Annotated in this window: 13 protein-coding genes and 2 pseudogenes; 12 read left to right on the top strand and 3 right to left on the bottom strand. The window is 65.5% G+C overall.

Annotated elements, in window-relative coordinates; translation table 11 throughout:
- Window positions 1-31: 31 nt before the first annotated feature.
- From EV641_RS10655 to EV641_RS10680, 6 genes are all read left to right on the top strand, one after another.
- Window positions 32-1,501 (top strand): aldehyde dehydrogenase family protein, encoded by a 1,470-nt coding sequence (locus EV641_RS10655; protein WP_132471768.1) that lies wholly within the window; start codon window positions 32-34, stop codon window positions 1,499-1,501.
- On the top strand, window positions 1,498-2,721 hold the full coding sequence (locus EV641_RS10660; RefSeq protein WP_132471769.1) for an amidohydrolase family protein: 1,224 nt from the start codon (window positions 1,498-1,500) through the stop codon (window positions 2,719-2,721). Before EV641_RS10655 ends, EV641_RS10660 begins: the two co-directional genes overlap by 4 nt.
- A gap of 28 nt (window positions 2,722-2,749) precedes the next feature.
- On the top strand, window positions 2,750-3,535 hold the full coding sequence (locus EV641_RS10665) for an SDR family oxidoreductase (protein ID WP_054713628.1): 786 nt from the start codon (window positions 2,750-2,752) through the stop codon (window positions 3,533-3,535).
- Window positions 3,532-4,788: a cytochrome P450 gene (locus EV641_RS10670; RefSeq protein ID WP_132471770.1), complete on the top strand. Its 1,257-nt coding sequence runs from the start codon at window positions 3,532-3,534 to the stop codon at window positions 4,786-4,788. The genes EV641_RS10665 and EV641_RS10670 overlap by 4 nt, the downstream gene beginning before the upstream one ends.
- Window positions 4,789-4,795: 7 nt before the next feature.
- Window positions 4,796-5,230: a nitroreductase family deazaflavin-dependent oxidoreductase gene (locus EV641_RS10675; RefSeq protein ID WP_054713629.1), complete on the top strand. Its 435-nt coding sequence runs from the start codon at window positions 4,796-4,798 to the stop codon at window positions 5,228-5,230.
- Between the two features lie 63 nt (window positions 5,231-5,293).
- Window positions 5,294-5,893: a TetR/AcrR family transcriptional regulator gene (locus EV641_RS10680; protein WP_054713630.1), complete on the top strand. Its 600-nt coding sequence runs from the start codon at window positions 5,294-5,296 to the stop codon at window positions 5,891-5,893.
- A 150-nt stretch (window positions 5,894-6,043) separates the two neighbouring features.
- Here the strand turns inward: EV641_RS10680 and EV641_RS29440 are convergent, their stop codons facing one another.
- Window positions 6,044-6,232, bottom strand: coding sequence for a hypothetical protein (locus EV641_RS29440; RefSeq protein ID WP_199233215.1), 189 nt, complete (start codon window positions 6,230-6,232; stop codon window positions 6,044-6,046).
- Window position 6,233: 1 nt separating this feature from the next.
- Between EV641_RS29440 and EV641_RS10685 the strand changes: the two genes are divergently transcribed.
- Entirely contained in the window at window positions 6,234-7,754 is a 1,521-nt protein-coding gene (locus EV641_RS10685; RefSeq protein WP_347238230.1) for an ABC transporter substrate-binding protein, read from the top strand.
- Between the two features lie 8 nt (window positions 7,755-7,762).
- Here EV641_RS10685 and deoC read toward each other — a convergent pair whose 3' ends face one another.
- On the bottom strand, window positions 7,763-8,428 hold the full coding sequence (deoC, locus tag EV641_RS10690) for a deoxyribose-phosphate aldolase (RefSeq protein WP_132471772.1): 666 nt from the start codon (window positions 8,426-8,428) through the stop codon (window positions 7,763-7,765).
- A gap of 65 nt (window positions 8,429-8,493) precedes the next feature.
- Here deoC and EV641_RS10695 point away from each other — a divergent pair.
- The 5 genes and pseudogenes from EV641_RS10695 to EV641_RS10715 all read left to right on the top strand — a co-directional run bounded on the left by EV641_RS10695 (window position 8,494) and on the right by EV641_RS10715 (window position 11,728).
- A pseudogene (locus EV641_RS10695) lies at window positions 8,494-9,022 on the top strand (N-acetyltransferase).
- Between the two features lie 9 nt (window positions 9,023-9,031).
- Entirely contained in the window at window positions 9,032-9,910 is an 879-nt protein-coding gene (locus EV641_RS10700) for a class I SAM-dependent methyltransferase (protein ID WP_132471773.1), read from the top strand.
- Window positions 9,907-10,794 carry a formyltetrahydrofolate deformylase gene (gene purU, locus EV641_RS10705; RefSeq protein WP_132471774.1) on the top strand — a complete coding sequence of 296 codons (888 nt, stop codon included), beginning with the start codon at window positions 9,907-9,909 and terminating at the stop codon, window positions 10,792-10,794. The genes EV641_RS10700 and purU overlap by 4 nt, the downstream gene beginning before the upstream one ends.
- A gap of 36 nt (window positions 10,795-10,830) precedes the next feature.
- A pseudogene (locus tag EV641_RS10710) lies at window positions 10,831-11,300 on the top strand (AraC family transcriptional regulator).
- Window positions 11,297-11,728 (top strand): VOC family protein, encoded by a 432-nt coding sequence (locus EV641_RS10715; protein WP_054713376.1) that lies wholly within the window; start codon window positions 11,297-11,299, stop codon window positions 11,726-11,728. Before EV641_RS10710 ends, EV641_RS10715 begins: the two are co-directional and overlap by 4 nt.
- A 54-nt stretch (window positions 11,729-11,782) precedes the next feature.
- Here EV641_RS10715 and EV641_RS10720 read toward each other — a convergent pair whose 3' ends face one another.
- Window positions 11,783-12,826 (bottom strand): alpha/beta hydrolase, encoded by a 1,044-nt coding sequence (locus EV641_RS10720; protein WP_054713375.1) that lies wholly within the window; start codon window positions 12,824-12,826, stop codon window positions 11,783-11,785.
- Between the last annotated feature and the right edge of the window lie 65 nt (window positions 12,827-12,891).

Below are 12,891 nucleotides of genomic sequence, written 5' to 3' on the forward strand. Positions count from 1 at the left end.
TTCTACTACTAACAGGGAAAAGGGGGACGACTTGAGTATCCTCACCGAACGTCGTACCTATGTGGCCGGTGAATGGGTCATCGGCGACCAGGTCATCGCAGTCGAGAATCCGGCCGACGAAACCCACGTCGCCGATGTCAGCGCGACACCCGTCGCCGAAGTCGAACGCGCTATCCTCGCCGCCCGGACCGCCTTCGACGACGGAGTGTGGGCGCAGCGCGCACCCCGCGACCGAGCCCAGGTGCTGCACACGCTGATCGACCACCTCGAGACGAACCACGAAACGCTGGTCGACACCCTGGTCGCCGAGGCCGGACAACCCGCGCAGTTCGCCGACCAAACCCAGTGCCGCACCGGCATATCCATCGCCCGACAGACGATCGACCTCTACCTGTCGATGCGACACGAAGAGGCCACCCCAGTCCCGGTCGACGATCTGACCCGCGGACGCGTCGCACTCAGCATCCTCCGGCACGAACCGGTCGGGGTGGTCACCGCGATCACTCCGTACAACGCAGCACTGATCATGGCCCTGCAGAAGCTGATTCCCGCACTCATGGCGGGCAACTCGGTGATCCTGCGACCGAGTCCGCTCACACCGCTCTCGTCGCTGATCTTCGGGCACGCAGCCGACGCCGCCGGACTGCCGGCCGGCGTGCTGAGCGTGGTTGCCGAGGAGGGCACCGAGGGCGCACAGCTGCTCACGACACATCCCGCGGTCGACATGGTCTCGTTCACCGGATCCACCGTGGCCGGACGCAACATCATCGCGCAGGCCGCCCCGACGGTGAAACGACTGTCTCTCGAACTCGGCGGCAAATCCGCACAGATCTACCTGCCCGACGCCCTCGCACGTGTCGGCATCGGCGCGATGGGCGTCGTGGCACGCACCGCAGGACAGGCATGCGTCGCCGCGACACGCATGCTCGTCCCGGAGGAGCACAAAGAGGAGGTACTCGAACGCGTTGCCGCCGCGTACAACTCGATCAAAGTGGGGTCCCCCACCGATCCGACCGCACTGATGGGTCCGGTGATCAGCGCGGCACAGCGCTCCAAGTGCGAGCGGTTCGTGCAACTCGCAGAGCAGCAGGGCGCCAAGGTCCGGGCCGGCGGCAAGCGACCGGAAGGCCTCGACCGGGGTTACTACTTCGAGCCGACCGTCCTCGATCTGCCGAACAATGCCAACCCGGCAGCGCAGGAGGAGATCTTCGGACCTGTTCTCGGGGTGATCGGCTACCGCGACGTCGACGATGCGGTGCGGATCGCCAACGACAGCGTCTACGGGCTGTCCGGTCAGGTCTACGGCGCCGATACCGCCGCCGCAGTCGCGGTCGCCCGGCGGATCCGTTCAGGTGCCGTCAACGTCAACACCACTGTGTTCAGCGCACTCGCACCCAGCGGGGGCTACAAGCAGAGCGGACTCGGACGCGAACGTGGCCCCGAGGGCATCCGCGAATTCCAGGAAGTCAAGCACATGTCGATTGGAGAGCTCGCACCATGACCGCATCGAACGGCACCACGAACCTCAACCTGGACTGGCTCGTCTCGGTCGACGACCACATCCTCGAACCGCCCAACCTGTGGGTCGATCGCGTCGCGAAGAAGGACCGCGATCGTGCACCCCACATGATCAAGGACGACAAGACCGGGATGGACGTCTGGGTCTACGACGGCAAGAAGTTCCCGAGCAGCGGGCTGAGCGCCGTCGCCGGCAAGTCCAAGGAGGAGTTCAGCCCCGAACCCCTCAACTACGACGAGATGCGTCCCGGCTGCTACGACCCACTCGCCCGGGTGGAGGACATGAACCAGGCGGGCATCCTCGCGTCACTGTCGTTCCCGACGGTCACTCGCTTCTGCGGCCAGATGTTCATGGAGGCCAGCGACCGCGAGTTCGGATTCACCTGTCTGCAGGCCTACAACGACTGGCATCTCGAAGAGTGGGCGGGCGCCGCTCCGGGTCGCTTCATTCCGCTGATCCTCATCCCACTGTGGGATCCCGCCCTCGCGGCGAAGGAGATGGAGCGCTGCGCAGCCAAGGGCGCCACGACCTTCGCCTTCTCGGAGAATCCCGAACCGCTGGGTCTGCCGACCATTCACGACAAGGATCGCTACTGGGATCCGGTCATGGCTGCAGCGAACGATCTCGAGATGGTGGTCTCGATGCACGTCGGCTCCTCGTCGACGGTGCCGCGGATCTCGAAGGATTCGCCGTTCCTGGCCAACTTGGCGTGGGGCGCGACACGGACGTCGGGTGCGATGCTGACGTGGCTGTTCAGCAGCATGTTCCAGCGCTACCCCAACCTCAAGATCGCCTTGTCCGAGGGTGAGATCGGCTGGGTTCCGTACTTCCTCGAGCGCGCCGAGCAGGTGCTCGACAAGCAGCGCTACTGGATCCAGCGCGGTGCGCAGTGGAGCGACCACGGCAACAACGACCTGGATCTCAATGAACTGGATGTTCGGGAAGTGTTCCGCAAGCACATCTTCGGTTGCTTCATCGAGGACCACCACGGGATCGCCAGCATCGACGAGATCGGCGAGGACAACATCATGTGCGAGACCGACTACCCGCACTCCGACTCGACCTGGCCCAACTGCATCTCGGTGGTCAAGAAGCAGATCGAGCACCTGACGCCCGAACAGCAGTACAAGATTCTGCGCGGCAACGCCGAGCGCCTGTACCGCTTCACTCCGGCACAGCCCCCGGTCCTGGCCGGTGTCTGACGTTGCTGCGGCCGAACAGGAATATGTCATGAAACGATTGCTCGAGAACAAGTCCGCCATCGTGACGGGCGCGGGCTCAGGAGTGGGCCGCGCGACCGCCCTGCGCCTCGCCGACGAAGGCGCACAGGTAGTGTGCGCCGACATAGATGTGGATCAGGCGAAGGAGACCGTCCGCCTCGTCGAGGCCGCCGGTGGCGCCGCGACGGCTGTCGCAACGGATGTGTCCGACGAAGACCAGGTCGAAGTGATGGTGACCGCGGCGGTCGAGCAGTACGGCCGCCTCGACATCCTCGTCAACAATGTCGGAGTCCCCACGCCACGATTGGGAGCAACCTTCGAAGAACACACCCGCGAGGACTTCGAACGACTCGTGTCGGTGAACCTGGGTGGCGTCTTCTTCGGGAGCAAGCATGCCGTCCTGCAGTTCAAGAAGCAGGGTTCGGGCGGTGCGATCGTCAATACCGGGTCGGTCGCCGGGCTCGTCGCGTGGGGCGGCTCGGTGTACGGCGCCACCAAGGGCGCCGTACACCAGTTGACGCGCGCGGTGGCGATCGAGGGCGCACCGCACGGCATCCGGGTCAACGCCATCGCCCCCGCGGGGATGCCGCTGACCGGGTTCATGACCGCGGGCGGGCTGGATCCGGAGATGGGTTCACGACCCGAGGTCACCGATCGCATCGCCACCCAGCATCCACTCGGGCGGTTCATCACCGCCGAGGACTGCGCGGAGGCGATCCTGTACCTGGCATCCGACATGTCGAAGAACGTGACCGGTGTCGTCTTGCCCGTCGATGGAGGATACGTCGCACGATGAAAACCACATCGCTCGACCGCGACCGGGTACGCGAGTTGTTCGACCTACAGGGTTCGTACAACGAGGCCACCGGCGGGAAATTCTCCGAGGATCCGTATCCGATCTGGCATCGGCTCCGCAGCGAGAAGCCGGTCCACCGAGGTACCGTCCACGAGCTCACCGGGATATCGGATCCACTGATGTTCCAGGGACTCCCGTTTCCCGACCGAGAGCACTTCTCGGTCTTCAGTTTCGAAGCCTGCAACGAAGCATTCCGGAATCCGAAGGTGTTCGCGTCCTCTCCCGAGGCCGTGGACGTCGATCCCGAGTCCGGTTCACTCCTGCACAAGAGCATGCTGTCGATGGGCGGGCGCCAGCACCGGCAGTATCGCAGTCTCGTCCAGCCGTCGTTCCTCCCGTCGAATGCCGAGTGGTGGATCCGGAACTGGATCGAGGAAGCGGTCCACCTGCTCATCGACGGCTTCGTCGACGATGGACACGCCGAGCTCAACGTCGATTTCTGTGCTGCCATACCGGTTCTCACCATCACGGGAAGCTTCGGTGTGCCGATCGAGCAGGCACTCGACATACGCGAGGCCTTGACCCGCGACCGGCAGCGGATCATCGACATCCTCGATCCGATCATCGCCGCCCGGCGGGCTGAACCTCAGGACGACCTGATCAGTGTTCTGGTCCAGGCCGAGCGCACCGACGAATCCGGTACCACACAACGTCTCTCGGACGAAGAGATCCACACTTTCTCGCAACTGCTGCTTGCGGCAGGCTCGGGCACCACGTGGAAGCAGATGGGCACCACGATCACGGCGCTGGTGCAACGTCCGGATGTGCTCGAGGCTGTGCGCGACGATCGTGGCCGGTTGCGCGCAGCGATCGAGGAGACCCTGCGGTGGATGCCCACCGACCCGATGTTCTCGCGGTGGGTTACCGAGGACATCGAGTTCTACGGGCAGGACATCCCGAAGGGCTCGGTCGTCCACCTGTGCGTCGGTGCCGCGAACCGCGACCCCGAGCGATGGGAAAGGCCGGACGAATACGACATCACCCGGCCGACGAGGTCGACGCTCGCGTTCGGTCAGGGCGCCCACATCTGCCTGGGAATGCACGTGGCCCGCGGGGAGATGACCGTGGGCATCAACGCCTTGCTCGACCGACTCCCCGGGCTACGGCTCGACCCGGGTGCCGAACCACCGCGACTCGTCGGGATGTACGAGCGCGGAGCCACCGCGATCCCCGTCCTCTTCGATACGAAGTGAGGTGACCATGGCAGAAACCGACTACACACAGACGGACATCAGCCTCCGAGGCGACGAGCACATCCGCGTCTATCGCGAAAGCGGCGGAAAGGAGGGATACATCTGGAACGGAGTACCGACGCTTCTCCTCACCGTGACGGGCCGGCGTTCGGGCGAGCCGAAGACGTCCGCGCTGATCTTCGCCCGGGACGGCGACGACTACCTCGTCGTCGCTTCGAAGGGCGGGGCACCGCAGCACCCCCTCTGGTACGTGAACCTGCAGGCCGATCCACACGCCGAGGTGCAGGTACAGGACAGGACGATGTCGGTGGTGGCGCGGACCGCCACCCCCGAGGAGAAGCCCCGACTCTGGAGGATCGTCACGGAAGCGTGGCCGAATTACGACCTCTACCAGTCCCGAACCGACCGGGATATCCCGGTCGTGGTCCTATCACCTACGTGACGACGTCTAGAATCAGACACCATGTCCCGGGCTGAGGAACGAGCGGTCGAACGATCGGTGGCCGTGCAACGGTCACGTTCGCGCGTCGAGAATCAGATCCGTGCGATTCTCGACGCGGCGCACCGCCTCGTCGAGGCGAAGGGCGACGCGTTCACCACCCAGGAACTCGCGAAGGAAGCCGGAGTGGCCCTCCAGACCTTCTATCGCTATTTCGCGAGCAAGGACGAGTTGCTCCTCGCTGTCATCAGCGACGGGCTCAGCGACGCATGCCGGCAGATGACCGCCGCTGCCGACGGTCTCACCGACCCACTGCAGAGACTGAGGTTCTTCATCACCGCTTCGTTGGGTGGCCGGTCGAGGGACCCGGAACGCCACACCCTGGCCCAGTTCATCGTGGCGACCCATTGGCGGTTGCATCGTGTCTTTCCGAAGGAGCTCGCCGAGGCCGACCGCCCCCTTGTCGACCTCATCCACACCGAGATCCGGGCAGCTGCGGATGCCGGTCTGGTGACGTCCACGGACACCGAGCAGGACGCCTGGTTCATCGTCGAGCTCACTCGCTCGGTGTACCACCACTATGCGTACGCGGCAGGCACCGTCGCGGAGGTCCAGGAGCAGATGTGGCATTTCTGCCTCCGTGCCCTCGGTGGCACGGTGCGCTGATTCGTCCCTCTCGACCTGCTCGACCGATAGAGCTGATACTCAAACGAATTCGATGCTTGCCACACCACCACAACCGTAGATATGGTGCAGGTCATTCCTCTACGGCGAGCAGCCCTCGACGTGGAACCTGACGGAAAGTTTCTTTGCCGTTCACGTTTCGGAGACAACCGCACTCGCTCGGACCGTCTCGTCGCGCACGCCCACAGCCGACTGCCGCGGCGTCGCGAGAATCATCGAGTATCGCTCGCCGAAATCTACCAACCACAACCTGATCGAGAGGTCGTCGATGATCCGCCGCAGACGAATACGAAAGCTACCGGCCGCATTACTGTCCCTCACGTTGTTCACGTTCGTCGCCGCGTGCGGCGGTACCGACTCCTCCGGCTCGGGTTCCTCCGCTGACGATGGCGAACCGGTCGCCGGCGGCTCCGCCACGATCCTGGAGATCGCAGAACCACCGACCCTCGATCCCGCAAAGCTGTCGAACACGTGGGCCCACATGGCGCCCTTGGGGAATGCACTCTACGGCACCCTCATGATCAACAGCACCGAAGACTTCGAGATCGAATACAAGATGGCCACCGATTTCTCCACCACGGACGGCGGGACCAATTTCGATCTGAAGCTGCAGCCCGGCCTGACCTTCACCGACGGCACACCCCTCGATGCCGCGGCCGTGAAGTACAACTGGGACCGCCTGAAGGATCCGGCGACCGGTTCCACCGCGATCCGCGTCGCCAGTTCGATCGCGAACACCGAGGTGGTCGACCCCGAGACGCTCCGCGTCACCCTGGCTGCACCGAACCTCCAATTCGCACAAGGTATCGCTGCGACGTCGCTGAACTGGATCGCCTCCCCCACCGCACTGGAGAAGGGCGCCACTGCATTCGACGAGGACCCGGCGGGGGCCGGACCGTTCAAGCTGGTGCGCTGGACGCGACAGGGTGAGATCGACATGGAGAAGAACCCCGACTACTGGGACGCACCCAAGCCCTATCTCGACACCCTCACCATCCGCACGGCGCACGAGGCCACCCAGCGTATGAACGCAATGATCACCGGCGCAGCGGATCTCGCGTCCGAGTCCAGCGCCAACAACATCATCGCCGCCGAATCGCAGGGACTGAACACCGAGGTTGTCCCCACCGGCGGAGGCCAGATCATCGCAATGAACAATCGTCGGGCGCCGTTCGACGACATCCGCGCCCGACAGGCCGTCCAGCTCGCGTTGGACACCGACAATCTGAACCTCATCGTCTACAACGGCGAGGGTGAGGTGCCGGAAACCCTGTTCGCCGAGGAATCCCCGTACTACCAGGACAAGCCCTTCCCCGACACGAACTCCGAGGAAGCGCAGAAGCTGTTCGACGAGCTCGCCGCCGAGGGCAAACCCTTGTCGTTCACGTTCATGTCCTATCCGTCCAGTGAGAGCAAGACACTCGCCGAAGCCGTCCAAGCGCAGCTCAGCGCCTACGACAACGTCGATGTGAAGGTCGAGATCCACGACATCGCCAACGCACATGCGCGCACCGCGGCACGCGACTTCGACATGTCGATCACGTCGGCGATCATTCAGGATCCCGACTACGGACTCTGGTCGGCCTTCCACTCCACCTCACCCGGCAACTTCATGGGCGTCGACGACCCGGCACTCGACGAGGCACTCGACCGCGGGCGCGAGTCCGCGTCACAGGACGAACGTATCGAAGCCTACAACGCAGTCGAGGATCGACTCGCGGATCTGACCGTCGGCGTCTTCTACACGAAGGCGACACCCGCGGTCATCTACGGCGAGAATGTCCACGGCGTCGAGCTCTACACTCTCGGTTCACCTCTGGTGGAAGAGATCTGGATCGGCTGACCCCGGAGTCACTCCGCGAGCCCATCCAGCACTGCGCGGCTCCCCGACAATCCGAGCCGCGTCGCGCCGGCTTCGAGCATCCGCACCGCGGCCTCCGCGGTGCGGATGCCGCCGCTCGCCTTGATCCCGAGCCTGCCACCGACGGTCTCCGCCATGATCCGCACCGCGTGCTCCGAGGCACCGCCGGCGGGATGAAACCCGGTGGAGGTCTTGACGAAGTTCGCGCCGGCCTTCTCCGCCACTCGGCACACCTCGACGATCGCCTCGTCCGACAGCGCAGCCGACTCGATGATCACCTTGAGTACCACGTCGAACCCGATCGCTTCGCGGACGGTGAGGATATCGGCGAGCACGGCGTTGTAATCGGCCGCGACCGCAGCTCCGACGTCGATGACCATGTCCACCTCGCGGGCACCCTGCTCGACGGCGAGGCGCGCCTCGGCCCCCTTGATGAGCGAATGATGCTTACCCGACGGGAAGCCCACCACCGTCGCGACGACCACGCCGTCCGCGCGCACCGGGAGCATCGACGGTGAGACACACACCGCGTACACACCGAGATCCCGGGCTTCGTCGACGAGGGCCTGCACATCCGCCGCGGACGCTTCGGGCTCGAGCAGGGTGTGGTCGATCATCGAGGCGACATGTGAGCGGGAGAACGTGGTATCCGGCATGCCGTCAGCTTTCCACATGTGAAATTCGTTTGCCGGGCCCGACGGTGCCGGCGCACACTGCGGGCGTGCTGATCCGCAGAGAACTCCCGTCCGACGCCGACACCATCGCGGCGATACACCACGACGCGTTCCGGGCGTCCACACCCGCGGGACACGAGCCTGTCGAGCCCGGCCTGGTCGCGGAACTGCGCGCCGATCCCGCCTGGATTCCACAGCTGTCGCTCGTCGCCGAAGACGCCGACGGAACCGTCATCGGGCACGTCTGTGTCACACGCGGGCACATCGGCGATGCCGCAGCGCTCGCGCTCGGCCCGATCGGGGTCCCCCCCCGACCAGCAGGGCGCCGGCGCCGGCGCCGCGTTGATGCACGCGGTTCTCGGCGCGGCCGATGCACTCGGCGAGAGCGTCGTGGTCCTGCTCGGCCACCTCGACTTCTACCCTCGATTCGGCTTCGTCCCGGCGGCCGAGCTGGGGATCATGCCCGATGTCGAGGCGTGGGCTACAACGCATTTCCAGGCCCGCACGCTGAGCTGCTACGACGCGGACACGAAGGGGATGTTCCGGTACGCCCCACCGTTCTACGAGCTCGGCTAGATTCACCGCATGGGCGACGATACGGCGGACACGGCCCGTACGTTCGACGACGCGAGCTACACCTTCGATCTCCTCACCGAGACGGTGTGGGGTCCTGCCGGGAGGGCGTTGGCGTTCCAGCTCGGGCTCGGCCCCGGTGACACGGTGCTGGACGCGTGCTGCGGCGCGGGTGCGTCCGCACTTCCGTCCGCGGCGGCGGTGGGCCCGTCCGGTCGCGTGCACGGCGTCGACATCTCCTCCGACCTCCTCGAGAAAGCGCGGCTGATCGCCGAAGCACGGGCACTACAGAACGTCGACTTCGTGTGTGCGGACGTGACGACGTGGGAGGCGCCGTCGGACATTCCCGCCGAGGGGTACGACGCGCTCGCGATCTCCTACGGCGTGTTCTTCCTTCCCGACATGCATCGCGCATTCGCACGTCTCGTCGGTCTCGTCCGCCACGGCGGCCGGGTGGGCGTGACGGTGTGGCGGGAGGGGGCCATGTCGGAGTACGCCCAGGTCGTGTTCGACGTCGCATCACGATTCAGCCCCGAGCTCGCCGAACGCGGGTCGCTGCGTGCACGGACTCCCCTCGGCGAGATCGACACTCCCCGCACGTTCGAGGCGTGGATGGCCGACGCCGGTACCCACTCCGTCGACGTGCGTGTCCTGTCGAACCTTCTGCCCGCTACCGACGAACTGTGCTGGAATCTGGTCACGGGCAGCGGGTATCGGGCGGCGCTGAACGGTCTCGACGACGAGGAGATCGCGGCGGTCCGCCGCGGCATCGCCGACGAGGTGACAGCGCGCGGGATCCACACGATCGACTTCACCACGCTCGTGGGCACCGCTACCGTGCGACGTCCCCCGACCGCCGCTTCGGCACACCTGACACAATCGCGAGCATGACTCGTTCCACCTCGACCGACGACCGCCGTTACGTGTTGACCCTGGGCTGCCCCGACAGCACCGGGATCGTCGCGAAGATCTCCACCTTCCTCGCGGAGGTCGGAGGGTCGATCGTCGAGGCCGCTTACCACGCCGATCAGGACAACGGCTGGTTCTTCACCCGCCAGGCGGTGCGGGCCTCATCCATCCCGTTCGGCATCGACGAGTTGCGGGAGCAGTTCGCCGTGGTGGCGGACGGGATCGGCCCGGACACCGAGTGGACGCTGTCCGACACCGGCCAGCGCAAGCGCGTAGTGCTGCTCGTCAGCAAGGAAGCACACTGTCTGCACGACCTGCTCGGCCGGGTCGCGGCCGGTGAGCTCCAGGCCGAGGTGTGCGCTGTGGTGGGCAACCACCGCGACCTCGAGAAGGTCGCGCGCCGCCACGGCATCGACTACCACTACGTCTCGTTCCCGTCCGATCCCGCCGAGCGCGGCCCGGCCTTCGAACAGGTTCGTAAGATCGTCGACGCGCACGATCCGCACGCTGTCGTCCTCGCACGGTTCATGCAGGTCCTGCCTGCCGACCTGTGCGACCACTGGGCCGGACGCGCCATCAACATCCACCACAGCTTTCTGCCGTCGTTCGTGGGTGCCCGGCCGTACCATCAGGCCTTCACCCGCGGCGTGAAGCTCATCGGCGCGACGTGCCACTACGTGACGGCAGAACTCGACGCAGGTCCGATCATCGAGCAGGACGTCATCCGAGTGAGCCACCATGACAGCGTGGCCGACATGGTGCGACAGGGACGCGATGTGGAGAAGCTCGTCCTCTCCCGCGGTCTGCGCTGGCACCTCGAGGATCGGGTACTCGTGCACGGCCGGAAGACCGTGATCTTCAACTGAGCATGAAACCACGCAGACCGCTGCCAGACTGGATGCATGGCAGCCCCTGCACGAGTGCCGACAGACCTGCTCCGGCACCTGCGCCGCGCGCGCGATCTCGCTGACCGCGATTACGCCGAGCCACTGGACATCGGTGAACTCGCCGCCACAGCAGGAGTATCGAAGTACCACTTCCTTCGCTGTTTCGCGGTGGTGTACGGCAAGACTCCGGGTGCATATCTCGCGGAGCGCCGCGTGGAACGCGCCCAGGACCTGCTCCGTGCGACGAACCTGACGGTCACCGAGATCTGCCACCTCGTGGGGTACACCAGCGTCGGGTCGTTCAGCGCCAAGTTCCGTCAGTCGGTCGGCACGTCCCCGTCTGTGTACCAGGCGAAGTTCGCCGACCGCGAGGCGCCGCGCATCCCCGGCTGCTACGTGTTCATGCACGGGTTGAGCGACCGGCGTTGAACGCCGCAATTTCCGAGAAGCACGGTCCGTTGCACGGACATAGGTTGGTCACATGATCACCAACGTTTCGCTTGTCACGCTGTGGGTTACCGACCAGGACGACGCCAAGAAGTTCTATCTCGAGACCTTGGGTTTCGTCGAGGGCACCGATGCAGCCCTGGGCGACGGGTTCCGATGGGTGACGATCCTGCATCCCGACCACCCGGAACTCGAAATCACCCTCATGACACCGGGTCCGCCGCTCGACTCCGCCATGGCGGAGTCGATCCGTCGGTCTCTGGCCGCCGGGACGATGGGTGGATTCGGCCTTGCCACCACCGACTGTCACAAGACCTACAGAGATCTGGTTGCCAAAGGAGTGGAGTTCACGCAGCCGCCCGCCGAGAGGCCCTACGGCATCGAGGCGGTGATGCGGGACAACTCCGGCAACTGGCTGGTGCTCGTCGAGAAGCGGGAGTACAACGGAGAAGACTTCCCGCACTGACGACTGTGCTCGAAGGGACTCCTGTCAAGAGGGGCTCCGGTACAGGCCTTCTGCTCAGGACACAGTCACTCCGGCGCGCTCCACGAGATGCAGCATCTCGTCGTCGAACGCATCGATGGCCTCGACGGAACTCATGTGGCCTACACCGTCCAGAACGACCAGCCGCTCGAGATTTCCGGCCTGCTCGAGGCCTGCCGCGAGCCGGCGCGCATGCACCGGAGGTGTGAGCCGGTCGGCAGTTCCGACCAGCACGGTCGTGGGGACGTCGAGGTTCTCGAGGCCTTCATGGATGTCGAGGGTGCTCAGCGCGAAGCCCCAGCCACCACGTGTGTGCGGTGGGCACCCGAGCACGATCTTCTCGCAGAAGTCGACCTCGGCCACGCTCGCCGATGGTGAAAGTGCCACGTATTTGAGAGCCCGCGTGGTGAACTTCGATTCCACCAGTGGCACCCGCGCACCCATCAGCGGACGCGCCATCTTCACCGGTACCCGAGGGAAGCGTTCGGGCAGTGCGATCAATGCGGCGTCCGCGACGAGGTTGTCCATCCCGGTGCTGGCCAGGAGCACACCCGCGGCCTTCTCGGAGACCTGCTCGGGGAATCGCTCGGCCCACGCGATGATGCTCATCCCGCCCATGCTGTGCCCGGCAAGCACCGCTTTGCGTCCGGCCGGGACCACCGCAGCGAGGACCGCTGCGAGGTCGTCGGCGAGGACGTCCGGGCCGAGTCGGCGCGTTCCGGCTTCGCTGGCGCCGTGTCCGCGCTGGTCGTACACGACTACCCGGTATCTGTCGGCGAAGGCGTTGATCTGCGGGGTCCAGTACATCCCGTTGCACGTCCACCCGTGGCTGAACACGAGGGGCTGTGCATCCGGATCGCCATAGGCGAGCACGCGGAGCCGGGCGCCGTCGTCCGTCCGGACCTCGATCTCCTCGGCTTCCAGGCTCGGAGTGGCGAGCAATGCGTGGGGAGCCACATCCGTCGTCCGCACCACCGTGGAGCGGGGGCGACGAGCCGCAACCATGCCTGCCGCGGCACCGGCGAGTGCGCTCGCTCCGATCGCGAGCAGCGTGGCCTGACGACGGGTGGGCTTCTTCACGTGTGTTCTCCTGAGTGCGCGCCGGTGGACTTGGCGATCGGGTGTCGGTGTGGTGTCGAGTCGGT

It is taken from the genome of Rhodococcus sp. SMB37, assembly GCF_004345605.1.
In the GTDB taxonomy this organism is placed as follows: domain Bacteria; phylum Actinomycetota; class Actinomycetes; order Mycobacteriales; family Mycobacteriaceae; genus Rhodococcus.

Bases quoted from the DNA above. Each gene is read 5' to 3' on its own strand.
- purU (WP_132471774.1), top strand. From the start codon at position 9,907: ATGACTCGTTCCACCTCGACCGACGACCGCCGTTACGTGTTGACCCTG.
- EV641_RS10715 (WP_054713376.1), top strand. From the start codon at position 11,297: ATGATCACCAACGTTTCGCTTGTCACGCTGTGGGTTACCGACCAGGAC.
- EV641_RS10700 (WP_132471773.1), top strand. From the start codon at position 9,032: ATGGGCGACGATACGGCGGACACGGCCCGTACGTTCGACGACGCGAGC.
- EV641_RS10670 (WP_132471770.1), top strand. From the start codon at position 3,532: ATGAAAACCACATCGCTCGACCGCGACCGGGTACGCGAGTTGTTCGAC.
- deoC (WP_132471772.1), bottom strand. From the start codon at position 8,428: ATGCCGGATACCACGTTCTCCCGCTCACATGTCGCCTCGATGATCGAC.
- EV641_RS10665 (WP_054713628.1), top strand. From the start codon at position 2,750: ATGAAACGATTGCTCGAGAACAAGTCCGCCATCGTGACGGGCGCGGGC.
- EV641_RS10675 (WP_054713629.1), top strand. From the start codon at position 4,796: ATGGCAGAAACCGACTACACACAGACGGACATCAGCCTCCGAGGCGAC.
- EV641_RS10660 (WP_132471769.1), top strand. From the start codon at position 1,498: ATGACCGCATCGAACGGCACCACGAACCTCAACCTGGACTGGCTCGTC.